Origin of the sequence: Herbaspirillum sp. ST 5-3 (genome assembly GCF_004804275.1) — a bacterium.
Lineage (GTDB): Bacteria > Pseudomonadota > Gammaproteobacteria > Burkholderiales > Burkholderiaceae_D > Noviherbaspirillum.
In genome coordinates this window covers 409,183-432,378 of record NZ_STGI01000004.1, presented here as the reverse complement: position 1 = coordinate 432,378, position 23,196 = coordinate 409,183, and the positions used below count along the sequence as shown (strand labels likewise).

The 23,196-nt window shown below is 57.6% G+C and carries 18 protein-coding genes; 7 read left to right on the top strand and 11 right to left on the bottom strand.

Annotated features, from left to right (window positions below; all coding sequences use genetic code 11):
- Positions 1-32 precede the first annotated feature (32 nt).
- The 7 genes from E6W33_RS11115 to dapC all read right to left on the bottom strand — a co-directional run bounded on the left by E6W33_RS11115 (position 33) and on the right by dapC (position 7,803).
- On the bottom strand, positions 33-2,012 hold the full coding sequence (locus tag E6W33_RS11115) for an ATP-binding cassette domain-containing protein (RefSeq protein ID WP_136417350.1): 1,980 nt from the start codon (positions 2,010-2,012) through the stop codon (positions 33-35).
- Positions 2,009-2,896 (bottom strand): 50S ribosomal protein L3 N(5)-glutamine methyltransferase, encoded by an 888-nt coding sequence (gene prmB, locus E6W33_RS11110; protein ID WP_136417349.1) that lies wholly within the window; start codon positions 2,894-2,896, stop codon positions 2,009-2,011. Before prmB ends, E6W33_RS11115 begins: the two co-directional genes overlap by 4 nt.
- A gap of 86 nt (positions 2,897-2,982) precedes the next feature.
- Entirely contained in the window at positions 2,983-4,110 is a 1,128-nt protein-coding gene (gene dapE, locus E6W33_RS11105) for a succinyl-diaminopimelate desuccinylase (RefSeq protein WP_136417348.1), read from the bottom strand.
- Positions 4,111-4,113: 3 nt separating this feature from the next.
- Positions 4,114-4,479, bottom strand: a complete 366-nt coding sequence (locus tag E6W33_RS11100; protein WP_136417347.1) for an ArsC family reductase — start codon at positions 4,477-4,479, stop codon at positions 4,114-4,116.
- Positions 4,472-5,608: a PilT/PilU family type 4a pilus ATPase gene (locus E6W33_RS11095; protein WP_136417346.1), complete on the bottom strand. Its 1,137-nt coding sequence runs from the start codon at positions 5,606-5,608 to the stop codon at positions 4,472-4,474. The genes E6W33_RS11100 and E6W33_RS11095 overlap by 8 nt, the downstream gene beginning before the upstream one ends.
- 124 nt (positions 5,609-5,732) lie before the next feature.
- Positions 5,733-6,560 carry a 2,3,4,5-tetrahydropyridine-2,6-dicarboxylate N-succinyltransferase gene (dapD, locus tag E6W33_RS11090; protein WP_136417345.1) on the bottom strand — a complete coding sequence of 276 codons (828 nt, stop codon included), beginning with the start codon at positions 6,558-6,560 and terminating at the stop codon, positions 5,733-5,735.
- A gap of 25 nt (positions 6,561-6,585) precedes the next feature.
- Positions 6,586-7,803 carry a succinyldiaminopimelate transaminase gene (gene dapC, locus E6W33_RS11085; RefSeq protein WP_136417344.1) on the bottom strand — a complete coding sequence of 406 codons (1,218 nt, stop codon included), beginning with the start codon at positions 7,801-7,803 and terminating at the stop codon, positions 6,586-6,588.
- A gap of 183 nt (positions 7,804-7,986) precedes the next feature.
- Here dapC and smc point away from each other — a divergent pair, with 183 nt between their 5' ends.
- On the top strand, positions 7,987-11,514 hold the full coding sequence (smc, locus tag E6W33_RS11080; RefSeq protein WP_136417343.1) for a chromosome segregation protein SMC: 3,528 nt from the start codon (positions 7,987-7,989) through the stop codon (positions 11,512-11,514).
- A 63-nt stretch (positions 11,515-11,577) separates the two neighbouring features.
- Here the strand turns inward: smc and E6W33_RS11075 are convergent, their stop codons facing one another.
- The gene (locus E6W33_RS11075) at positions 11,578-11,946 is read right to left on the bottom strand and encodes a hypothetical protein (RefSeq protein ID WP_136417342.1); all 369 of its coding nucleotides are present in this window, start codon (positions 11,944-11,946) and stop codon (positions 11,578-11,580) included.
- A gap of 470 nt (positions 11,947-12,416) precedes the next feature.
- On the opposite strand from E6W33_RS11075, the gene E6W33_RS11070 reads away from it, so the two are divergent.
- From E6W33_RS11070 to def, 4 genes are read left to right on the top strand one after another with little or no spacing between them, the layout of a single operon-like run.
- Positions 12,417-13,490, top strand: a complete 1,074-nt coding sequence (locus E6W33_RS11070) for a cell division protein ZipA C-terminal FtsZ-binding domain-containing protein (RefSeq protein WP_136417341.1) — start codon at positions 12,417-12,419, stop codon at positions 13,488-13,490.
- 45 nt (positions 13,491-13,535) lie between these two features.
- Positions 13,536-15,569 carry an NAD-dependent DNA ligase LigA gene (gene ligA, locus E6W33_RS11065; RefSeq protein ID WP_247869616.1) on the top strand — a complete coding sequence of 678 codons (2,034 nt, stop codon included), beginning with the start codon at positions 13,536-13,538 and terminating at the stop codon, positions 15,567-15,569.
- Positions 15,566-16,441, top strand: coding sequence for a UTP--glucose-1-phosphate uridylyltransferase GalU (galU, locus tag E6W33_RS11060; RefSeq protein ID WP_136417339.1), 876 nt, complete (start codon positions 15,566-15,568; stop codon positions 16,439-16,441). Before ligA ends, galU begins: the two co-directional genes overlap by 4 nt.
- Positions 16,438-16,974 carry a peptide deformylase gene (def, locus tag E6W33_RS11055; protein WP_136417338.1) on the top strand — a complete coding sequence of 179 codons (537 nt, stop codon included), beginning with the start codon at positions 16,438-16,440 and terminating at the stop codon, positions 16,972-16,974. The genes galU and def overlap by 4 nt, the downstream gene beginning before the upstream one ends.
- Positions 16,975-17,024: 50 nt before the next feature.
- Here the strand turns inward: def and E6W33_RS11050 are convergent, their stop codons facing one another.
- From E6W33_RS11050 to map, 3 genes are read right to left on the bottom strand one after another with little or no spacing between them, the layout of a single operon-like run.
- Positions 17,025-17,771 (bottom strand): pseudouridine synthase, encoded by a 747-nt coding sequence (locus E6W33_RS11050; protein WP_136417337.1) that lies wholly within the window; start codon positions 17,769-17,771, stop codon positions 17,025-17,027.
- 17 nt (positions 17,772-17,788) lie between these two features.
- Positions 17,789-20,341 (bottom strand): [protein-PII] uridylyltransferase, encoded by a 2,553-nt coding sequence (locus E6W33_RS11045; RefSeq protein WP_136417336.1) that lies wholly within the window; start codon positions 20,339-20,341, stop codon positions 17,789-17,791.
- Between the two features lie 2 nt (positions 20,342-20,343).
- Positions 20,344-21,177 carry a type I methionyl aminopeptidase gene (gene map / locus E6W33_RS11040; RefSeq protein ID WP_136417335.1) on the bottom strand — a complete coding sequence of 278 codons (834 nt, stop codon included), beginning with the start codon at positions 21,175-21,177 and terminating at the stop codon, positions 20,344-20,346.
- Between the two features lie 240 nt (positions 21,178-21,417).
- On the opposite strand from map, the gene rpsB reads away from it, so the two are divergent.
- Entirely contained in the window at positions 21,418-22,167 is a 750-nt protein-coding gene (gene rpsB, locus E6W33_RS11035; RefSeq protein ID WP_136417334.1) for a 30S ribosomal protein S2, read from the top strand.
- A 127-nt stretch (positions 22,168-22,294) separates the two neighbouring features.
- Positions 22,295-23,176 carry a translation elongation factor Ts gene (tsf, locus tag E6W33_RS11030; protein ID WP_136417333.1) on the top strand — a complete coding sequence of 294 codons (882 nt, stop codon included), beginning with the start codon at positions 22,295-22,297 and terminating at the stop codon, positions 23,174-23,176.
- Positions 23,177-23,196 lie beyond the last annotated feature (20 nt).

The following is a 23,196-nucleotide window of genomic DNA, read 5'->3' as shown; positions in this document are numbered from 1 at the left end:
AATGAGGGATGCCGGCAAGCGGCAACCCGGGATCATGAATTCAGTTGCTCCAGTGCTTCGTGCTGCTCCAGCCACTCGGTTTCCAATTGTTCCAGTTCTTTTGCGAGATAGGCTTGATCCAGAATCAATGCCTTCAATTGCTCCTTGTTGGCATCGTCATAGATGGCCGGATCGGCCAGCTTGCCGTCGACTGCCGCCTTGCGGGCATTGAGTTTCGCCATTTGCTCATCCAGCCGCTTGATGCGCGACTCGATGGGTTTCTTCACCGATGAGAGGCGCTGGCGCTCCTCGGCCTCGATCCGGCGGCGCTCCTGGCGGTCTTCGCGTGATTCCGACGCAGGAACGCTTGGCGCTGCAGAATTCTGCGGCAGCGGCGAAGGCGTCGCCTCTGCCTTGCCGAGCTTGGTCTTGAACAGCCAGTCGCGATAGTCGTCCAGATCGCCGTCAAACGGCTGCAGCCGTCCCTCTGCGACGATCATGAACTGATCGGTCGTCGCGCGCAGCAGATGCCTGTCGTGCGAGACAAGCACCAGCGTGCCCTCGAACTGGGCCAGCGCCATCGTGAGCGCTTCGCGGGTTTCGAGATCAAGGTGGTTGGTTGGCTCGTCCAGCAACAGCAGGTTGGGGCGCTGCCATACGATCAGCGCCAGCGCCAGCCGTGCCTTTTCTCCACCGGAGAACGGGGCAATCTTGCTGGTTACCATCTCGCCGCCGAAATTGAATCCGCCGAGGAAATTGCGCAGCTCCTGTTCGCGTGTGGTCGGCGCAATGCGGGCGAGATGCCACAAGGGGGACTCGTCATGACGCAGCATTTCGACCTGATGCTGCGCGAAATAACCGATCGCCAGGCCTTTCCCCAATCGCATGTCGCCGGCAAGCGGCTTCAATTCGCCGGCGATGGTTTTCACCAGCGTCGATTTGCCGGCGCCATTCACGCCCAGCAGGCCGATGCGCTGTCCTGTCTGCAACGAAAAATTGACGCCCGAGACAATCGGCTTGTCGATGCTTTGATGGTCCGTCGCACTCTCGATACGGTAACCGGCAACGACATCTTCCATCACGAGCAGCGGATTGGGCGCACTCAGCGGTTCGCGGAATTCGAATGAAAACTCGGCAGCTGCGCGCAAGGGTGCCAGTTCTTCCATCTTGGCCAGCATTTTCATGCGGCTTTGCGCCTGACGCGCCTTGGTGGCTTTTGCCTTGAAGCGGTCGATGAAGGACTGCAGGTGGGCGCGTTGCCGGGCCTGCTTTTCGAACGCCGCCTGCGTCAGGGCCATGTGCGCGGCGCGCTGACGCTCGAAGGAAGAGTAATTGCCGGAATAGCGCTTGAGCTTGAGATCGTCAATATGCACGATCACATTGACCACGCCGTCAAGGAAATCGCGGTCATGCGAAATGATGATCAATGTGCCCGGATAACGCTTCAGCCAGTCTTCCAGCCAGATGATGGCGTCCAGGTCGAGGTGGTTGGTCGGTTCGTCGAGCAGCAGCAGATCGGAGGGGCACATCAAAGCCTGTGCGAGGTTCAGGCGCATGCGCCAGCCGCCGGAAAAACTCGCGACCGGTTGCTGCATCTGTTCCTGCGAGAAGCCGAGGCCGGTCAGCAACTGTTCCGCACGCGATTTCACGGTGTAGGCGTCGGCATCGGCCATGGCCGCGTGCAGTTCACCGATGCGCGTGCCGTCGGCTGCGCTGTGGGGTCCTTTTTCGAGTTCTGCCAGTTCGGCTTCCAGCTTGCGCAGATTGGCGTCGCCGTCGATCGCATACTCCAGGGCAGGGCGGTCGAGTGCAGGTGTTTCCTGCGCCACGTAAGCCATGCGCCATTTGGCCGGGAAATCGACTTCGCCAAGGTCGGCATGCAATTCGCCGCGCAGCAATGCGAACAGGCTTGACTTGCCCGCACCGTTGGCGCCGATCAAGCCGATCTTGTCGCCCGGATTGAGCGTCAGGTCGACATTTTCCAATAGCGGTTTGATGCCGCGGGTCAGGCTGACTTGCTGAAAACGAATCATGCTTTGAGTTGGTCGGCGGTCAGCAGGAATACCGTATCATCGCCGGCACTGGTCGATAGCCAGGTAAGTTCCAGGTCGGGGAAGGCCGCTTCTGCAAATGCGCGCTCGTTGCCGATTTCGACCACCAGGATGCCATTCTTCGTCAATCGTTCTGCGGCTCCTGCGACGATCTTGCGTACCAGGTCCATGCCATCCGTTCCTCCCGCCAGGGCGAGCTGCGGTTCATGCCGGTATTCCTGCGGCAGTTTGCTCATCGAATCGGCGTTGACATACGGCGGATTGCTGACGATCAGGTTGTACTTCTTCTTCGGCACGTTCGTGTACAAGTCAGACTCGATCAGAGCAATGCGATCCTGCAATTGATAGTCATCCACGTTGCGGCGGGCAACAGCCAGGGCATCCGCCGAGATGTCGACGGCGTCGACCTGTGCATTCGGGAGGGCGTCGGCCAGCATGATGGGCAGACATCCTGAACCGGTACACAAGTCCAGTACATTCGCCACCGACTCCGGATCGTCAATCCACGGTGCGAACTGGTCGGGGATCAGTTCCGCGATGAACGAGCGCGGAACGATTACCCGCTCATCGACGTAGAAGCGGTAGTTGCCGAGCCAAGCTTCGTGCGTCAGATAGGCTGCCGGAACGCGCTCAGTCGTGCGGCGTTCGATCATTTTCAGCACGGACGCAGTCTCGTCCGGCAACAGATGCGCATCAAGGAAGGGATCCAGCTTGTCCAGCGGCAGCTTGAGTGTATGCAGGATCAGATAGGCGGCTTCATCGAAGGCGTTGCTGCTGCCATGACCGAAAAACAGGTTGGCAGTATTGAAGCGGGTGACCGCGTAACGCAACAGATCGCGAATGGTAGTGAAGTTGTTTGGAGTCATGACAAGAGAGTTGATTGTTGGTGCTGGCGTTTCCACGCCATTATCCTCTCCCGCAAGGAGAGAGACGTGGCGGCATTGCGGAGCAATCAGAGCAGCAGGTTTTCCAGCGTGCGGCGGTAAATGTTCTTCAAGGGATCAATGAAACGCAGTTCAATATGTTCGTCGATCTTGTGAATGCTGCCGTTGGGAGGTCCGAATTCGATTACCTGGGGACAGATGCGTGCGATGAAACGTCCGTCCGATGTTCCGCCGGTCGTTGAAAGATCCGCATCGACACCCGTTTCCGCCTTGATCGCGGCGGTGACTGCGTCGCTCAACTTCCCGCGCTGCGTCAGGAAAGGACGGCCGCTGATGATCCATTTCAGATCGTATTCAAAGTCGTATTTGTTCAGAATTTCATGCACGCGCTGTTGCAGACCTTCGACGCTGCTCGCTGTCGAGAAACGGAAATTGAAATCGACTACGACTTCGCCAGGAATCACATTCGTCGCGCCGGTTCCCGCATGAATATTCGACATCTGCCACGAGGTCGGCAGATAGTACTCGTTGCCGTCATCCCATTTTTCGGCCGCGAGCTCCGCCAGTGCCGGGGCTGCGAGGTGAATCGGATTCTTGGCCATTTGCGGATAAGCGATATGACCCTGCACGCCCTTGATGATCAATTTGCCCGACATCGAGCCGCGACGTCCGTTCTTGATCACGTCACCCAGTTGATCGGTGGACGTCGGCTCGCCGACGATGCAATAGTCAAGCTGTTCGCCGCGCTCTTTCAACTTTTCGCACACCACCACCGTACCGTCGACAGCCGGGCCTTCTTCGTCGCTGGTCAGCAGAAAACCGATGGAACCATTGTGCCTCGGATGCGCTGCGATGAACTCCTCGACAGCCACGACCATGGCGGCGAGCGAGGTCTTCATGTCTGCCGCGCCACGGCCGTACAGCTTGCCATCGCGCTGAGTCGGAACAAAGGGATCGGAATGCCATTGATCGAGCGGTCCGGTGGGCACCACATCGGTATGACCAGCAAAAACCAACAACGGTTGCGTATCTCCCCTCCGCGCCCAGAGGTTCGTGACATTGCCGGAAAGGATAGGCTCGCAATGGAAACCGAGCCCTGACAGCAACTCGGCCAGCCGCTGCTGACATCCCTTGTCGTCAGGTGTGACGGACGAGAGTGCGATCAGTTCTTCGGTCAGCGCGAGGGTTTTGCTCATAACTTACTTCTTGAAAATGTGTTGATAGAGTTCGGCGGAAAAACCGACATGCGTGCCTGTTCCGGCCCGCAACACAGGGCGCTTGATGACCGAGGGCAGTTCAAGCATCAGATCGGCTGCGCTGTCCGCATTTGTGACGGCTGCCTTGCGCTCGTCACTCAAGCCGCGCCAGGTTGTTCCCTTGCGATTCACCAGAATCTCCCACGCCACGTCGGCAAGCCAGCTCTTGATCACATCGCGTTCGATGCCGGCCTTCTTGAAGTCGTGAAAGGTGTAGGGGATATCCTGCTGGTCAAGCCAGGTACGCGCTTTCTTGACCGTATCGCAATTGGGGATGCCGTAAAGGGTGACGGTCATCGCATCAGACATTCAGCGTAAATTCAGTGAAGGTCGGGCCGTCGTCTTTCTTGAGCTCCGGTTCGGGCGGCGCCTGCTTGGTGGACTCGTCATTGTTCAGCAACCAGTACAGGTTGGTCGCGGAATCCGCGTTCGCCAAACCCTCTTCCTGGGTAATCACACCGTCCTTGATGAGCTGCATGAGCGCCTGCTCAAAGGTCTGCGAGCCCGGCGACATGCTCTTTTCAAGCGCGTCCTTGATCTGGCCGATTTCGCCTTGCTCGATCAGTTCCGCCACATGCCGCGTGTTCACGAGGACTTCCACCGCAGCGCGACGGCTTTGATTGACCGTCATCACCAAGCGCTGGGAAATGATGGCCTTGATGGTGGCAGCCAGGTCAGGCAGCAGCGACGGTCGATTCTCGAGCGGGTAAAAGTTGATGATGCGGTTCAGCGCGTGATAGCTGTTGTTGGCATGCAGTGTTGCGACGACGAGGTGGCCCGACTGGGCGTAGGCGAGCGCAGCCGCCATCGTGTCCTTGTCGCGAATTTCGCCGATCAGGATGCAGTCCGGTGCCTGGCGCAGCGCGTTCTTGAGCGCAACTTTGAGGCTTTCGGCATCAATGCCGATCTCGCGCTGATTCACAATCGATTTCTTGTTGGTGAACAGGAATTCGATCGGATCTTCTAGCGTGAGGATGTGGCCCGTCTTCATGATGTTGCGATGGTCAAGCATCGCGGCGATCGTGGTCGATTTGCCGGAACCGGTCGCACCTACCACAAGGACCAGTCCGCGCTTCTCCATGATGATTTCGGCCAGTACCGGTGGGACATGTAAATCGGACAGCTTCGGGATTTCGCCGGGGATGTATCGGAACACCGCGGAGATGCTGCCGCGCTGACGGAACGCCGAAAGACGAAAACTGCCCAACCCCTTGACCGGAATACCCATGTTCAATTCGTTATGGGTTTCCAGTTCCTGCATCTGTGCGGTCGAGACCACTTCACCCAGCAGTGCCTTGATGGTCGCGGAATCCATCGCCTGCTGGTTGATCGGGAGCAGATGGCCATTGATCTTGATATGGATCGGCGAGTTCACGGTCATGAACAGGTCCGACGCCTTTTTATCTTTCATCAACTGGAATAAGCGGTCCATTGCCATGATGTGCCCCATCTAAAAAATATTGCGGAAGCGCGCGATGCCTTCCGCCGTGATGCTGACCTCTTCAGAGGACAGAAGAGGGTTTAAGGGACCGAAGCCTGGTCTTCAATCCCTCGAGTGCGAATTACGCTTCGCGCAGCAGTTCGTTGATTCCGGTTTTTGCGCGGGTCTGCGCATCGACGCGCTTCACGATGACCGCGGCGTACAGGTTGTACTTGCCTCCGTCGCGTGGCAGAGAGCCGCTGATGACCACCGAGCCTGCAGGCACACGACCGTAGGTGGTTTCGCCCGTGGCGCGATCGTAGATCGGCGTGCTTTGCCCGATGTACACACCCATCGAAATTACCGAGTTCTCTTCGATGATCACGCCTTCCACGATTTCAGAGCGTGCGCCGATGAAGCAGTTGTCCTCGATGATGGTCGGATTGGCCTGCATCGGTTCCAGCACGCCGCCGATCCCGACGCCGCCGGACAGGTGCACGTTCTTGCCAATCTGCGCGCAGGAGCCGACGGTTGCCCAGGTATCGACCATCGTGCCTTCATCGACATAGGCGCCGATGTTGACATAGGAGGGCATCAGCACCACGTTTTTGGCGATGAAGCTGCCGCGGCGGGCGACCGCCGGCGGCACTACACGGAAGCCGCCCTTGGCGAAGTCTTCGGCGGTGTAATTGGCGAACTTGGTCGGCACCTTGTCATAGAACTGCATGGCGCTGCCGGCCGGCATCGGAACGTTGTCCTCGAGACGGAACGACAGCAACACGGCCTTTTTCACCCACTGGTTGACGTGCCAGGTGCCGCTGTCTTTCTGTGCCACGCGCAGCATTCCTTGATCCAATTGCGCCAGTACCTGCGCAACAGCGTCGCGGACATCGGCAGGTGCCGACTTGGGTGAGAAATTGGCACGGTCTTCCCACGCCTGGTCGATGATTTGCTGGAGTTGTTGAGTCATGTCGAGTGCTTCTAAAGTTGAGGGATTACGATAATGTTTTGGTGAACGCAACGATACGGTGTGCGGCTTCCAGGCATTCGTCGACTTCGGCGACCAGCGCCATGCGAATGCGGCCTTGTCCCGGATTGATGCCATGGGCCTCGCGCGCGAGATAGCTTCCCGGCAATACCGTCACATTATATTCGGCATACAGGCGTCGGGCGAACTCGGTATCCGAGATTCCACCGTATCTGTCAACCTTGGCCCACAGGTAGAACCCGGCATCGGGCAGGGAAACATCCAGTACTTCGGCCAGCATGGGCGTGATTTCATTGAACTTCGCGATGTACTTCGCGCGGTTTTCGATCACATGTTGTTCATCGTTCCATGCGGCGACGGAAGCGGCTTGAATGGCCGGGCTCATCGCGCTGCCGTGGTAGGTGCGGTACAGCAGGAATTTCTTCATCACCTCTGCATCGCCGGCGACAAAACCGGAGCGCATCCCGGGGACGTTGGATCGCTTGGACAGGCTCGAAAATGCGATCAGGCGCGGATAGCTGCTGCGGCCGAGTTTGTGTGCCGCTTCCAGTCCACCCAGCGGCGCTTCCGACTTGAAGTAAATCTCCGAATAGCATTCGTCGGCGGCAATCACGAAACCGTAGCGGTCCGACAGGTCGAACAATTCCTTCCAGTCAGCCAGGGTCAATACCGCGCCGGTGGGATTGCCGGGAGAGCAAATGTAAAGCAATTGCACGCGTGGCCACACCTCTGCCGGAACGCTCTTGTAGTCGGGAGCGAAATTGCGCGCTGGATCGGAATTGACGAAATACGGCTCGGCTCCTGCCAGATAGGCCGCGCCCTCGTAAATCTGGTAGAAGGGATTCGGGCACATGACGAGCGGACCGCCGCCCGGCGCCTGGCGGGTCGGATCGATGACGGTCTGTGCGAGCGCGAACAAGGCTTCACGTGATCCATTCACCGGAAGGATCTGGGTTGCCGGATTCAATTTTGGCAAGTTGTAGCGGCGCTCCAGCCAGCCGGCTATCGCACTTCGCAGTGCTTCTGAGCCGGCAGTACTCGGATAGTTGGCCAAACCGGCAAGATTGTCGGTCAGCGCTTTCTGGATAAAAGCCGGCGTCGGATGCTTCGGCTCGCCGATGCCCAGGCCAATGGCCGAGTAATCAGGATTGGGCGTAATCTGCGAAAAGAGAAGCCGGAGCTTTTCGAATGGATACGGTTGCAGCTTGTCTAAGAGCGGGTTCACGTTGATGGGAACGGGGAGAAGTGGTCGGAAATGCAAAGGGCGAATTATACCGTTCGCGCATCTTCTCTGCCTCTAAGTTGCTGATTTGAAAGTACTGATGTGCGAACTTGAAATGATATGATAAGACCCTTTCGCGTAGGCAAATTCTCCGTCTGCCAACCCTAGCCAAGAACAGTCCATAACGTGCGTCTAACTTCTATTAAATTATCGGGATTCAAGTCATTCGTCGATCCCACCAATTTTCAGGTTCCGGGCCAGCTTGTCGGCGTGGTGGGCCCGAATGGCTGCGGCAAATCCAACATCATGGATGCAGTGCGCTGGGTATTGGGCGAATCCAAGGCATCGGAATTGCGCGGCGAATCGATGCAGGACGTGATTTTCAACGGCTCGACCTCCCGCAAACCGGCTGGCCGGGCCTCGGTCGAGCTTGTGTTCGACAATGCCGATGGCCGTGCCGCCGGGCAATGGAGCCAATACGCGGAAATCGCGGTCAAGCGCACTCTCACGCGTGACGGCACATCGACTTATTACATTAACAACCAGGCGGTTCGCAGGCGCGACATCCAGGATATTTTCCTTGGAACAGGCCTCGGACCGCGCGCCTACGCCATCATCGGGCAGGGCATGATTTCGCGCATTATCGAAGCGCGCCCGGAAGACCTGCGTATCTTCCTGGAAGAAGCCGCAGGCGTGTCCAAGTACAAGGAGCGTCGCCGCGAAACCGAGAACCGCTTGCAAGACACGCGCGAGAACCTGACCCGGGTTGAGGACATCCTGCGCGAACTGGGCGCAAATCTCGAAAAGCTCGAAGCCCAGGCGGCCGTTGCACAGCGCTTCCGCGAATTGCAGGCCGATCAGGATGAAAAGCAGAAACTTCTATGGCTGCTGCGCAAGAACGAAGCCAAGACCGAGCAGGAAAAATTTTTCCGTGACATCGAAAAGGCGCAAACCGATCTGGAAGAGCAGAATGCCAAGCTGCGTCACGTCGAGACCGAGCTGGAGCATATGCGCCAGGCGCACTACGCTGCCGGCGATCGCATGCATACCGCGCAAGGTCACTTGTATCAGACCAACTCCGAGATCGGCAGCCTGGAGGCACAAATCAAGTTCGTGATCGAATCGCGCAACCGCCTGAAATCCCAGCTTAATTCGCTGACTGCACAGCGCGACCAATGGCAACGCCAGGGTCAGCAATATCAGGATGAACTGGCTGAAGCCGAGATGCATCTGGAGGAGCAGGGCATGCGCGTTGAACAGGCCCAGCACGCCGCACAGACCCAGCACGACAATCTGCCCGCTCTGGAGCAGGCATGGCGTGAAGCACAGCTCAAGACAACCGAGTCGCGCAGCACCATCATGCAGATCCAGCAGCAGATTGAACTCGAGTCCGCACATCAGCGCAACGCGTCGAATATCCTCGCCAACCTGGCCGCGCGCCGCGAACGCCTGGCGCAGGAGAAGAACGGCATGTCCATGCCGGACACCGCGCACCTGAACAATCTGAGGATGCAGCTGGAGGAAAAACAGGCGGCATTGGAAGAGGTGCGCGAGCAACTGGAAGGTGCCCAGGAGCAGCAGCCGAGGCTGGAAGAAGAGCGCCGCACGGCACAAGAGCAATTGAATCGGGAAACCGCCAATAACGCCCAGCTGGAAGCGCGTCTGGCGGCATTGAAGCAACTGCAAGAAAACGTGCAGAATCAGGGCAAGGTCCAGCCATGGCTCAAGAAGCATGAGCTGGGTGACTTGCCGCGCCTATGGCAAAAATTGCATATCGACCAAGGCTGGGAAACGGCGCTTGAATCCGTGCTGCGCGAACGGACTTCCGCACTCGAGATGTCGAATCTGGACTGGGCAAAGTCATTTTTCAACGATGCCCCGCCCGCCAAGCTGGCACTCTTCACCCCGAACGTCGGTGCTCCGGCAAGCGTCGAAGCGCCGGCCGGCCTGAAACCGTTCATCAATCTGTTGCAACTGAACGACCCAGGCCTGCGGACCCTGATGCAGGACTGGCTGTTCAATGTCTTCGTGGCAGAGGACGTTGCAGCCGCTTTCGTCGACCGCACAAAGTTGCCGGTAGGCGGCTATTTCGTGACCAAGCAAGGCCATGTCATCAGCCAGTCGAGTGTCCGCTTTTACGCCTCCGATTCCGAACAGGATGGCATGCTGGCGCGCCAGCAGGAAATCGAAAACATTGGCAAGCAGCTTCGCGCGCAGCACATGCTCGCGGAAGAGGCAAAGTCGCGTGCGGTGCGCGCTGAAGCCGCCTTGTCGCAAGCCATGCAGCGCCTGCAGGAGTTGCGCCAGCGCGTCTCGCTCTTGACGCAAACCGTGCACAGCCTGCAGATCGACGTGATGAAACTTTCCGAAGTGCAGGACCGTTTCAATCAGCGCAGCACGCAAATCGAATCCGACCTCGCCGAAATCGCCGCGCAGGAAACCGAGCAGCAGCAGATCAAGGCCGAGTCGGAAGCAAAATTCGAACAGCTGGACATGGAACTTGCGGAACTCCAGGAAAAGCATGAAGACGGCCAGACCGACTACCTCGCCAAGGAGCAACAGCTCAACGACGCACGTCAACGCCTGCGCGAACTGGAGCGTGCTGCGCAGGAAGCCGAGTTTGCCGAGAAGGCGCACCGCAACAAGATCGAAGAACTCAAGCGCAGCATCGCCACCGCGCTGGAGCAATCGGCCCAATTGTTCGCCAGCATGGAACAAGGCCATCTGGAACTCGAAAGCCTCGACGACCAGGCTGCACAAGCCGGCTTGCAATCGCTGCTGGAAAAACGTACTGACCAGGAGCGTGCGCTGGCGGATGCGCGTCATGAATTGGATCAATTGACCCAAAAGCTGCGCCATACCGAGGAAACCCGCTTGCAGTCAGAGCGAAATCTTCAGCCGCAGCGCGACCGCATCACGGAACTGCAACTGAAGGAGCAGGCGGCCCGCCTGAATTTCGAACAATACGCGCAGCAACTGGCCGAGGCGCAGGCGGACGAAGCGGCGTTATCGGAGAAGCTCACCGGTGAGATTCGCCCGTCCTATCTGCAAGGTGAAGTGACCCGCCTGACCAATGCTATTGCCGCGTTGGGTCCCGTCAACCTGGCTGCACTGGACGAGCTTGCACAGGCATCGGAGCGCAAGAACTTCCTCGACGCGCAACACGCCGACCTGACCGAAGCCATCACGACGCTGGAAGATGCGATCAACAAGATCGACAAGGAGACGCGCGACCTGTTGCAGGATACATTCGACAAGGTGAACAAACATTTCGGCGAATTGTTCCCGGTACTGTTCGGCGGCGGCAATGCAAAACTGATCATGACCGGCGAGGAAATTCTCGATTCCGGCGTGCAAGTGATGGCCCAGCCGCCGGGCAAGAAGAACGCCACGATTCACCTGCTCTCCGGCGGAGAAAAAGCGCTGACCGCCACCGCATTGGTGTTCTCGATGTTCCAGTTGAATCCCGCTCCGTTCTGTCTGCTGGACGAGGTCGACGCGCCGCTCGATGACGCGAATACGGAACGTTTTTGCAACATGGTCAAGCGCATGTCGTCGCACACGCAATTCCTGTTCATCTCGCACAACAAGATCGCAATGGAAATGGCACAGCAACTGATTGGCGTGACGATGCAGGAACAAGGCGTGTCGCGCATCGTGGCCGTTGATATGGAATCCGCGGCAAATTTCGCGAGTGAAGCTCAGGCGGCGTGATCTCTGGTGTTCAAGGAGAGCGGGTGGCTTGGAAGGCCGCCCGCTGTTTGAGCGAGGCTGGGTTTAGTTCCGGGCGGAGCGGGCGAGGGCTGCACGTTTTTGATAATAGGCGACATTCATCTGCGCCTCACGTGCGCGTTGCTGTTCAACATCAGCGCAAATCAGGTAATGCTCCTCAGCGCGTTGCAGCCACCAATGATGGATTGAGCGAACGATGGGGGCGATGGAAAGCATGGCAAGCTCCTGCAGCTTGAAGTCTTTCGTCCCGGAATTGTCGAGACGATTTTTTTTCAAGCGCATGTTCATCCCGGCCGGCCTTGTCGGATTGCTGGAGGAGCTGTTGTTTGCTTTTGCGTGCACGGTCGCTTCGGCGTGCTCGCCAGAGCTTGCAAAGGCGCGGGACATGGTAGCTGTTCCATGATCGAGTTCCATGCGTGTCTCCATATAGAAAGGATGTTTGATACGTTTAGGAGCGGCGCGCAATACTTTGTTACGAGAAACAATCAGATGCCGCTCCGGGTTGTTGTTATTCTTTAGTCACTGAATGTCCTGTGCATTGATGATCGTCAACGGCATGAGTGCGGCGATTGGGCAACGATCAATGCCGGACATACATTTTTCTTCGGAGCACAATATTTGGAGTTTCCGAGTGGTGTGCCGGGCTGTCCAGCTTGACAACTTTTCCCTTGAACACTACCCTGAGTCCCAAGTTGCGACAGCCTTCGCGCACGCGCGATTTCGCGCCTTCAGCCATAATGTTTTGACGGCGACATATCGGAGCCGCCGTCACCTAACTGGATTTTCCAAATGACCCGATTTCTATCTGCGGAATGGGTATACGCCTGTTCCTTCGACCTTGGCATCATTCGCGCTGCGATTTCCTACACAGGAGTGCAGCCGGCATGACAGACCTCCAGGCAAGCCTGATGGCAATCGGTGGCGCGATCGTCGTCGGCGTCATCACCTACAACAAGTGGCAGGAATACAAGGCAAAGAAGAGCGTACAACGCGCCTTTTCCTCCGAACACGACGACGTGTTGATGCATTCCGGAGCTGTTTCCGGCGATGCAGTCAGCGAACGTCATGAACCCATGTTTGCGCCGACGCCAGAGCATCAAGGAGCGGAGCCTGAAATTCACGCTGGCGGTGAAGCGGCAGCTCAGACGGTCGAGGAGCCCCAGAAGGAACTACCCGTCGACGAGCTGATCGATTGCGCCATTTCTCTCGCCTTGGAAGCGCCGGCACGAGGCGAAAAGATTCTTCCCAAGCTCCAGGCCTTGCGACATGTCGGCAACAAGCCGGTCCATTTCATCGCACAGCGCGATGATGGCGTATGGGAGCCGGTCACGCACGGTGGCGTGTACTACGGACTGTTTGCGGGAGTACAGCTCGCCAATCGCAGCGGTGCGCTGAATGAACTGGAGTATTCCGAGCTGATCATGCGTTTGCGTCAGGTGTGTGACGAAATCGATGCGGAGCCCGATGTGCCCGACATGACGGACGTCATGACGCGCGCACGCAGCCTGCACCAGTTTGTTGCCGAATATGACGCACAGCTGAGTGTCAATGTGCAAGCAAAAGGCGCCCCATGGGCGATCAATACATTGCTCACAGCACTTGAGCGCCAAGGTTTCGATCTGCGCCCGGATGGGCGGCTGGTGATGCCCGACGGAGAAGGCGACATCCTGTTTTCCCTGTCGACCAACGTGACGCTTGCCGCCGAGACGACAGCGCGCCTGACCTTGTTGCTCGACGTGCCTCGCGTTACGCCTGCGCGCGACGGCTTCGGAGCCATGATTGCATGCGCCAAGATGCTCGCGGCACGCCTGGATGGCGTTGTGGTCGATGACGGCAACCAGCCGCTGTCGGACGCGGCGCTGACGGAAATTGCGGAACAGGTTCAGGCGTTCTACAAGCAGATGGAAGCGGCCGGCATCCCGGCGGGGTCGACACGGGCCTTGCGTTTGTTCAGCTAAACCATGCAACCGGATCTCTTTTCGACTCCGGGTCAGGCGACTGACATGACCACGAACCCGGAAGCAAATCATTGGCAGGAGCGCGCAGCCTGGTTGAAGGTGGAGCTCAACCGGCATAGTCATGCCTATTACGTGCTCGACAAGCCTACCATTCCAGACGCGGAATACGACAAGATGTTTCGCGAGCTGGTCGAGCTTGAACAGGCGCATCCAGACCTGATCACGTCGGATTCTCCCACCCAGCGCGTTGGTGGCAAACCCTTGCCGCAGTTCGAGCAGGTACGCCACTCGACGCCAATGCTGTCCTTGAATAACGCGTTTGACGATGACGAAGTGATTGGCTTTGACCGCCGGGTGCGGGAAGGCCTCGAAAACCTTGCCGAGGTCGAGTACTCGACCGAACTCAAGTTCGACGGACTCGCTATCAGTGTGCGTTATGAAAACGGCATGCTGGTGCAGGCAGCGACCCGCGGCGACGGCACGACCGGCGAAAACGTGACCGGCAATATCCGCACTGTCCGTGCCGTGCCTCTGCGCCTGCACATCGACCATCCGCCGAAAGTCCTTGAAGTGCGCGGCGAAGTGCTGATGTACAAATCGGATTTTGCGAAACTCAATGAACGGCAGCGCGAAGCAGGGCAGAAGGAGTTTGCCAATCCACGCAACGCGGCAGCCGGCAGTTTGCGACAGCTTGACTCGCGCATCACTGCGCAGCGCGCGCTTCGTTTTTTCGCCTACGGCATCGGCATGCTTGACGGCGCGGATATGCCGCCCTCGCATTCCGCCTTGCTGGATTGGTATGCCAAGCTCGGCCTTCCGGTTTGCAAAGAGCGTGCGGTGGTCAGGGGCGTGCAGGGACTGCTCGAATTCTTCAGGAGCATCGGCGCCAAGCGGAAGCAACTGCCTTACGACATCGACGGTGTTGTCTACAAGGTGAACCGGCTTGAATATCAGCGAAATCTCGGCTTTGTCTCCCGTGCGCCGCGTTTCGCACTGGCGCACAAATTCCCGGCGGAAGAGGCGATGACAGTGGTGCAGGACATTGGCGTGCAGGTCGGTCGTACCGGTGCAATTACGCCGGTTGCGCGGCTTGCACCCGTATTTGTCGGCGGCGTCACAGTGACGAACGCGACATTGCACAATGAGGATGAGGTTCATCGCAAGGACATCCGGATCGGCGACACCGTCATCGTGCGCCGTGCAGGCGATGTCATTCCTGAAGTGGCCGCCTATGTTCCTGAATTGCGCCCGTCACATGTTCGCAAATTTGTCATGCCTGCGAGTTGCCCGGTCTGCGGATCGCCGATCGTGCGGCCGGAAGAAGAAGCAGTGGCGCGTTGTTCAGGCGGATGGGTGAAGTGCGCGGCGCAGCGCAAGGGAGGACTGCTGCATTTCGTATCGCGCCGCGCGATGGATATCGAGGGATTCGGCGAGCAACTGATCGATCAGCTTGTCGACAAGCACGTCATCACTACCGCTGCGGATTTGTACAAGCTTGGCCTGAATGCGCTGGCTGAACTCGATCGCATGGCGGAAAAATCAGCACAGAACGTGCTGAGCGCGCTGGAAAAGTCGAAGTCGACCACGTTGGCACGCTTCATTTACGCGCTCGGCATCCGCCATGTGGGTGAAGCAACCGCGAAGGAGCTGGCGAACCATTTCGGCAGCCTCGATGCCTTCCTGGAAGCGTCGGAAGAACAGTTGCTCGAGGTCGCGGATATCGGCCCCGTCGTTGCTCGTTCCATCATCACCTTCCTGTCCGATCCGATGAACCGCGAGTTGATCGAACAGTTGCGGGCGGCGGGCATACACTGGACCGAGAGTGAACGATCTGCGGGCATATCCAAACATTTGCAAGGCAAGACCTTTGTCCTGACCGGAACACTCCCGACACTGACGCGCGATGAAGCCGCGGAGAAAATCGAGGCCGCCGGCGGCAAGGTGGCCGGCTCGGTTTCCAAAAAAACGAGCTATGTCGTGGCCGGCGAAGAGGCCGGCAGCAAACTGGTCAAGGCGCAGGAACTGGGCATCACCATCCTGGATGAAGACGGTCTGTTTCGATTGCTGGAAGAAAAATGAAAAAAATCACAAAAGCCGTATTCCCGGTTGCGGGGCTGGGCAGCCGCTTCCTGCCGGCGACCAAGGCGCAACCGAAAGAAATGCTCCCTATCGTCGACAAACCCTTGATCCAGTACGCAGTGGAGGAAGCGGTCGCAGCGGGGATCACCGACCTCGTGTTCATTACGGGTCGCAACAAGCGCGCCATTGAAGATCACTTCGATACGGCATACGAACTGGAAGCCGAGCTGGAAGCCAGCGGGAAGACGGCATTGCTGGAGGTGGTGCGCGGTGCCATTCCGAAGGGAATCAATTGCATCTACATCCGTCAATCCGCACCGCTCGGGCTGGGGCATGCGGTTCTGTGCGCCCGCCCTGTGATTGGCCACGAACCGTTCGCCGTCTTGCTGGCCGACGATCTGATGGATGTCGATGCGGGTCAAAAACCTGTGTTGGCCCAGATGACGGACCTCTACACGCAGGAAGGAGCGAGTCTTCTCGCCGTTCAGGACGTGCCGCGCGCCGAAACCGGGCAATACGGCATCGTGCGTGTAACGCCGTATAAGCCAAACCTCGAACTTGTCGACAGCATTGTCGAAAAGCCTTCGCCGGAAACTGCGCCATCGACTCTCGCAGTGGTCGGGCGCTATGTATTGAACAACGGGATTTTCGATTACCTCGAAGGCTTGGGCAAAGGCGCTGGCGGTGAGATCCAACTCACTGATGGCATCGCCGCCTTGATGAAATCGGAGCAGGTGCTGGCGTATCGCTATGCCGGGCGGCGTTTTGACTGCGGTTCCAAGCTTGGATATCTGCAGGCCACCGTCGCCATGGGATTGAAACATCCGCAGATGGGCAAGGCATTCGCGGACTATCTGGCACAACTGAAATGAGCGTCAGAGAAATTCTCAGGATGGGCGATCCGCGCCTGCTGCGCCAGGCCGAACCCCTTACTCGATTTGGCACTCGCGAGCTGGATGAGTTGATTGACGACATGTTCGATACCATGCGTGCCGCAAATGGCGCAGGGCTTGCTGCGCCGCAGATTGGCGTCAATCTGCAGCTCGTCATTTTCGGTTTCAAAGACAATGCACGTTATCCGGACGCACCGCCTGTACCCGAGACGGTTTTGATCAATCCGACGCTCAAACCGCTCTCGGACGAGCTCGAAGATGGCTGGGAAGGATGCTTGTCGGTACCCGGATTGCGCGGCATGGTGCCTCGCTGGACGAAGCTTCACTATGAGGGCGTCGACCAGCATGGGCGTGTCATCAGCCGGGATGCAGAAGGATTTCATGCGCGCGTCGTACAGCATGAGTGCGATCACCTGGCGGGAATCTTGTATCCAATGAGGATCAAGGATTTCTCGCGCTTTGGCTTTACCGATATCTTGTTCCCGGGCTTGGATGCCAGTCACGATGACTGACTCCCGGCGCTTTCGTCAGTCGGCCCGCGCAGTCGCTTTTCAACACCCTGTTAGAACTTTTCGTCGGGACGCAGGTAGCGCCATTGCCCCACTGGCAAGTCGCCCAGGGTAACGCGCCCGATCCGGACCCGTTTGAGCCCGAGCACCTTGAGACCGACGGCTTCGCACATGCGCCTGATCTGTCGTTTCTTCCCTTCCCGCAGAATGAAGCTCAACTGATCCTCGTTCTGCCAGCGTACTTTTGCTGGCAACAGTTTCTTGCCGTCGAGTGACAACCCATGATTCAGCAACTTGAGATTGGCATCCGGTAATTTGCCCGGCTTGCCGTATTGCACACGCACCAGATATTCTTTTTCGACCAACGTATCTTCACCGATCAATTGCCTCGCGATGCGGCCGTCTTGCGTCAGGACCAGCAAGCCCACCGAATCGATATCGAGCCGGCCGGCGGGAACTAGGCTGCGCAGCTGGCTGGGATGGAATTGTTGTGGAGCCTTGTCTTCTTTCCAGCGCGTGTCGGCATTAATGAGTGTGACGGCGGGTTTGTAGCCGTCTTCCGCCTGGCCGCTCACAAATCCGACCGGCTTGTTGAGAAGGACCGTGACGCGGCGCGCTTGCTGGGCGCTGGCCTGGCGCTCTACCGTAATGCGCTGGCCCGGCAATACCTTGCTTCCCAGTTCGGACACAATGACACCATCGACGCGTACCCAGCCACGCTCGATCCATTCATCGGCTTCACGGCGCGAGCAGAGGCCAAGTTCGGACATGCGTTTGGAGAGTCGGACAAGTTCAGTCATGGGATGAGATAAGAAAGCTAGACACGTAGCGCCTCGAGCAGGTCGGTCTCGAGCTGGATCTGGCTGCGCGCATTGCTGAGCACCGGACCATCGACCAGGAAAACGTCTTCGACACGTTCCCCCAGGGTCATGATCTTTGCCGTATGCAGATTGATCTTGTACTTCGCGAGCACGTTCGCGATCGAATACAACAAACCGTTGCGGTCGTTTGCGGACACCGACAGCAGATAGTATTGGCCGCGTTCGTCCGGCCGCAGATCGACCGTCGGCGTGATCGGAAAGGTGCGCGATAGCCGTGACAGCCGGCCCCTGGTCGGGGGCGGCAATGGCTCGCGAGACTCCAGCAATTCAGTCAGCTCGTGCTCGATCAGATTGATGATGTCGCGATAATTGTTGGCAAATGCAGGTTCGGTGACCAGGAATGTATCCAGCGCGTAGCCATTCTTGGTGGTGTGAATCTTGGCATCAAGAATGCTGAAATTCTTCCTGTCGAAGTAGCTGCAAATCCGGGCAAACAGATCGGGTTGGTCCTTGACATAGACCGCCACCTGCACGCCTTCGCCAATCGGCGCGAGCCGGGATTTGACGACGGCGCGCTCGCTGTCGGTCTTGTTATAGAGCGAGCGAGTTTGCCATGCGATATCGGATGCGTCGTGGCGCAGGAAGTAAGCCACGTCGAGTTGCCGCCAGAGACGCTCGTGTGCACTCTCTGGCAGGCCGTACAGGCGCAAAGTCTTCAGTGCAGCATCCTGGCGGTTTTTCAGCTCATGATCGGTAGAGGGGTCTTCACCGCCGAGCACCCGCAAGGTCATCCTGTAGAGATCCTCAAGCAGCTTGCCTTTCCACGCGTTCCAGACTTTCGGACTGGTGCCGCGGATGTCCGCAACCGTCAGCAAATACAGCGCGGTGAGATGGCGTTCATCCTTGACCAGGTTGGCAAAATGGCGAGTGACATCCGGATCCGACAAATCCTGTTTCTGAGCGACCTGGGACATGGACAGATGATGCTGCACGAGGAACACCACCAGAGCAGTATCCTCCTTCGACAGGCCATGGTCCTTGCAAAACTGGCGAGCGTCGGTCATGCCCAGCGTGGAATGGTCGCCCATGCGACCCTTGGCGATATCATGGAAGAGTGCTGCGATGTACAGCAGCCATGGTTGCGCGAAGTTGGCCATCAACTGGCTGCAGAACGGATATTCATGCGCATGTTCCGTCATCGTGAAGCGACGAACATTGCGCACCACCATGAGGATGTGCTGGTCGACCGTATAGACATGAAACAGGTCATGCTGCATCTGGCCGATGATGCGGCGGAAATTCGGCAGATACCGGCCCAGGATGCTGGTCTGGTTCATTCCTCGCAGCGCGTGGGTGATTCCCTGCGGTGCCTGAAGGATCTGCAGGAACAGCGCGCGATTTACCGGATCCCGCCGGAACTTGCCGTCAATCTTGAAGCGGGCATGCCAGAGCGCGCGTAAGGTGCGTGCGGTCATCCCTTTCAATTCGGAATGCTGAGCGATGAGCAGGAACACTTCAAGCATTGCTGAGGGCGTTGCCTCGAACGTATTGTCCTGGGCAATGTCGACCAGGCCGTTGATCTCGTTGAAGCGCTCGTTGATCGGCTGCAGCGAGCCTGGCTGAGGGAACAGCTGCGCTTCGATGTTTTGCAGCAGGATCGTATTGAGCTGCGTAACCGCTTTTGCCGCCCAGTAGTAGTGCTGCATCAGGTATTCGCTGGCTCGGCGCGTTTCTGTCGTCTTGAAGCCGAATGACTCGGCAATGGGCGTTTGCACGTCGAAAACCAGTCTGTCTTCACGCCGATGGGCGTGGATATGCAAGCGAATCCGGATGTCCTTGAATGCGCGTTCCTTTTGCGTCAACTGACGCGCTTCGGTCGGCGTAATCAGGCCGCGTTCAGCCAGCTTGCGCCAGGAATCGCCGAGGCCGGCGGCTTTGGCAACCCAGATAATGACCTGCAAGTCGCGTAATCCACCAGGACTTTCCTTGCAATTCGGCTCGAGGCTGTACGGCGTATCTTCGTACTTGGCGTGCCGCTGCCGCATCTCCAGGGTCTTGGCCTGAAAAAACGCTTGCGGATTGATGGCGGCGGTATGGCGATCCCGTAAAAACTGAAACAGCTTGCGGTTGCCGGTGATGAAGCGGCCTTCAAGAAGACTGGTCTGAACAGTGATGTCGGCCGCCGATTCGGTAAGACATTCATCAACAGTCCGAATGCTGTGACCCATTTCGAGGCCGATATCCCAGAACAGCTGAACCAGTTCTTCGAGCGTCCCCTGCAGGTCCGCATCCGCCGGAGAGTCAAGCAGAATCAACACATCCACATCGGAATGCGGAAACAGCTCGCCGCGGCCGTATCCGCCTACGGCGACCAGCGCCGCACTGGGAGGCATGCCAAATGCCTCCCATGCCTGGGTTAGTGCAACATCGACATTTTGACGAAGCTGTCTCAGCAGCTTTTCAGGCTTGCCATCGGCCTGAAACGCATCGATTGCTGCTTGGCGCTCGCTCTTCAGCTGCTCTTTGAGCGTCAATGCAAGAGACGCCATCTCTAGACTTCGATTGTTTGGGACGTGATTGGCTGCGTAATGAATGCGGGTGCAGGAGGCATGCCGGGCGATACCGTCAGGACTTCGAAACCGGTCTCTGTCACCAGCACCGTATGCTCCCATTGGGCCGACAGGCTGCGATCCTTGGTCTTGATCGTCCATCCGTCGCCCATTTCGCGGATTTCGCGGCGTCCGGCATTGATCATCGGCTCAACGGTGAAAATCATGCCTGGAAGTAATTTTTCCAGCGTGCCCGGACGGCCATAATGCAAAACCTGCGGCTCTTCGTGGAATACCTTGCCGATGCCATGGCCGCAAAACTCGCGAACTACGCTATATCCTGCTTTTTCCGCGTGTTGTTGAATGATGTAGCCGATATCGCCCAAGTGCGCGCCAGGTTTCACCTTGGAAATTCCCAGCCACATGCATTCAAAAGTGATTTCCGTCAGGCGTTTGGCAAGAATGGACGGCTCGCCGACATAGAACATGCGGCTTGTATCGCCGTGGTAGCCATCCTTGATCACCGTAATGTCGATGTTGACGATATCACCGCTTTTCAAAACCTTATCGCCCGGAATCCCATGGCACACGACGTCATTAACCGACGTGCAGGTTGCTTTCGGGTAAGGCGTATAGCCGGGAGGGCAGTAGTTCAACGGTGCCGGAATAGTCCCTTGTACGTTGAGCATGTATTCATGGCAGAGACGGTCAAGCTCGCCGGTTGTGGCGCCCGGCTTGACATGAGGTGCAATAAAATCGAGCACTTCGGCCGCAAGTCTCCCTGCGATGCGCATGCCCTTGATATCGTCTTCGGTTTTGATGGAAATTGAACCCATAGCGAAAGTCAATTACGCCAGATGGCGTGAATAATAATTAATCTCAAATTATAGACGACCCGCGCAGTACGCGCTTAAGCAAAGCCGGTCCGCGCCTTGAATAAATTCGGGAATGTAGGGTAAAATCTCGGGTTAGCTTGAAATGGCTTCAAGCGAAACCTGTTTGAAAACGCGAATCCGGTCGCAAAGGGTGCCCGCAAGGGTGACTGATCGGATTCCAGACCTAACCCTGGAGATATTATGTCCGTTACCATGCGTGAAATGCTGGAAGCAGGTGTCCATTTCGGTCACCAAACCCGCTTCTGGAACCCCAAGATGGCCCCCTTCATTTTCGGTCATCGCAACAAGATTCATATCGTCAACCTGGAAAAGACCCTGTCCATGTACCAGGAGGCGATGAAGTACATCCGCCAGCTGGCTTCCAACCGCGGCACCATCCTGTTTGTCGGCACCAAACGCCAGGCGCGCGAAATCGTCGCCGCTGAAGCGCAACGCGCCGGCATGCCTTACGTCGATCAGCGCTGGCTGGGCGGCATGCTGACCAACTTCAAGACCATCAAGACCTCGATCAAGCGCCTGAAGGATATGGAAGCGGCGATCGAAGACGGCTCCGTCGAGAAGATGAGCAAGAAAGAAGCGCTGATGTTCCAGCGTGAGATGGAAAAGCTGCAAAAATCCATCGGCGGAATCAAGGACATGAATGGCATTCCCGATGCGATCTTCGTTATCGACGTTGGCTACCACAAGGGCTCGATCACTGAAGCTGCCAAGCTCGGTATTCCGGTCATCGGCGTGGTCGATACCAACCACTCGCCTGAAGGCGTGACCTACGTCATTCCGGGTAACGACGACTCGTCCAAGGCGATCGCTTTGTACGCACGCGGCGTCGCCGACGCGATCCTGGAAGGCCGCGCGAATGCGACCAGCGAAGTACTGGAAGCAGTCAAGGGCGGAGCAGACGAATTCGTTGAGGTCAACGAACAAGCTTAAGGCCCTGTGCCCTGATTGTCAGGCTTCAAAAAGGGGCAACAGCGGTTCGCCCCTTTTTTTTAGCCGGCTTGAACGTATTTTGATTGAACGCGTCCGATAGGACGCTTATTGAGTTTAGGAGAAGAACATGGCGGCAATTACCGCAGCGATGGTAGGCGAACTGCGCGCAAAGACTGATGCGCCGATGATGGAATGCAAAAAGGCACTGACCGAAGCCGATGGCGACATGGTCCGTGCCGAAGAAATTCTGCGCGTGAAGCTCGGCAGCAAGGCATCCAAGGCGGCGTCCCGCGTCACTGCGGAAGGCGTGGTTGCAACTTATATTTCCGGTGGCGTTGGGGCGCTGGTCGAAGTCAACTGCGAAACCGATTTCGTGACCAAGAACGAGGAGTTCCTTGAGTTGGCCAAGTTGGCGGCCAAGCTGGTTGCGGAGAAGAATCCGGCAGATGTCGCCGCCTTGTCGGCTCTCCCTGTGGATGGCAAGACGCTTGAGGAAGTACGTGCCGCACTGGTCGGTAAAATTGGCGAAAACATGGCTTTCCGTCGCTTCAAGCGCTTTGAAACCGGCGCCAAACTGACCTCGTATCTGCACGGCACCCGTATTGGCGTTATGGTCGAATATGACGGCGCCGATGAGCAGGTCGGCAAGGACGTCGCGATGCACATTGCGGCGATGAAGCCAGTTGCTTTGTCGAGCAACGATGTGCCGGCCGATCTGATCGAAAAAGAGCGTTCGATCGCTACTCAAAAGGCCGCCGAATCCGGCAAGCCGGCAGATATCGTCGCCAAGATGGTTGAAGGTAGTGTCCAGAAATACCTGAAGGAAGTTTCGCTGTTCAATCAGCCCTTCGTCAAAAACGACAAGCAGACTGTTGAACAAATGCTGAAGGCAACGAATACGACGGTGAAAGCATTCACCTTGTATGTCGTTGGTGAAGGCATTGAGAAGAAACAGGACGACTTTGCCGCAGAGGTTGCAGCACAAGTTGCAGCGGCCAAACAGGCATAAGCAGTCAAGCGGGCCGAAAG

Excerpts from the sequence above, each read along its gene's own strand:
- ligA (WP_247869616.1), top strand. The coding sequence starts at position 13,536 with ATGACCACGAACCCGGAAGCAAATCATTGGCAGGAGCGCGCAGCCTGG.
- tsf (WP_136417333.1), top strand. The coding sequence starts at position 22,295 with ATGGCGGCAATTACCGCAGCGATGGTAGGCGAACTGCGCGCAAAGACT.
- E6W33_RS11045 (WP_136417336.1), bottom strand. The coding sequence starts at position 20,341 with ATGGCGTCTCTTGCATTGACGCTCAAAGAGCAGCTGAAGAGCGAGCGC.
- dapE (WP_136417348.1), bottom strand. The coding sequence starts at position 4,110 with ATGAGCAAAACCCTCGCGCTGACCGAAGAACTGATCGCACTCTCGTCC.
- rpsB (WP_136417334.1), top strand. The coding sequence starts at position 21,418 with ATGTCCGTTACCATGCGTGAAATGCTGGAAGCAGGTGTCCATTTCGGT.
- def (WP_136417338.1), top strand. The coding sequence starts at position 16,438 with ATGAGCGTCAGAGAAATTCTCAGGATGGGCGATCCGCGCCTGCTGCGC.
- map (WP_136417335.1), bottom strand. The coding sequence starts at position 21,177 with ATGGGTTCAATTTCCATCAAAACCGAAGACGATATCAAGGGCATGCGC.
- galU (WP_136417339.1), top strand. The coding sequence starts at position 15,566 with ATGAAAAAAATCACAAAAGCCGTATTCCCGGTTGCGGGGCTGGGCAGC.
- dapD (WP_136417345.1), bottom strand. The coding sequence starts at position 6,560 with ATGACTCAACAACTCCAGCAAATCATCGACCAGGCGTGGGAAGACCGT.
- E6W33_RS11070 (WP_136417341.1), top strand. The coding sequence starts at position 12,417 with ATGACAGACCTCCAGGCAAGCCTGATGGCAATCGGTGGCGCGATCGTC.
- E6W33_RS11050 (WP_136417337.1), bottom strand. The coding sequence starts at position 17,771 with ATGACTGAACTTGTCCGACTCTCCAAACGCATGTCCGAACTTGGCCTC.
- E6W33_RS11100 (WP_136417347.1), bottom strand. The coding sequence starts at position 4,479 with ATGTCTGATGCGATGACCGTCACCCTTTACGGCATCCCCAATTGCGAT.
- E6W33_RS11095 (WP_136417346.1), bottom strand. The coding sequence starts at position 5,608 with ATGGCAATGGACCGCTTATTCCAGTTGATGAAAGATAAAAAGGCGTCG.
- prmB (WP_136417349.1), bottom strand. The coding sequence starts at position 2,896 with ATGACTCCAAACAACTTCACTACCATTCGCGATCTGTTGCGTTACGCG.
- E6W33_RS11075 (WP_136417342.1), bottom strand. The coding sequence starts at position 11,946 with ATGGAACTCGATCATGGAACAGCTACCATGTCCCGCGCCTTTGCAAGC.
- E6W33_RS11115 (WP_136417350.1), bottom strand. The coding sequence starts at position 2,012 with ATGATTCGTTTTCAGCAAGTCAGCCTGACCCGCGGCATCAAACCGCTA.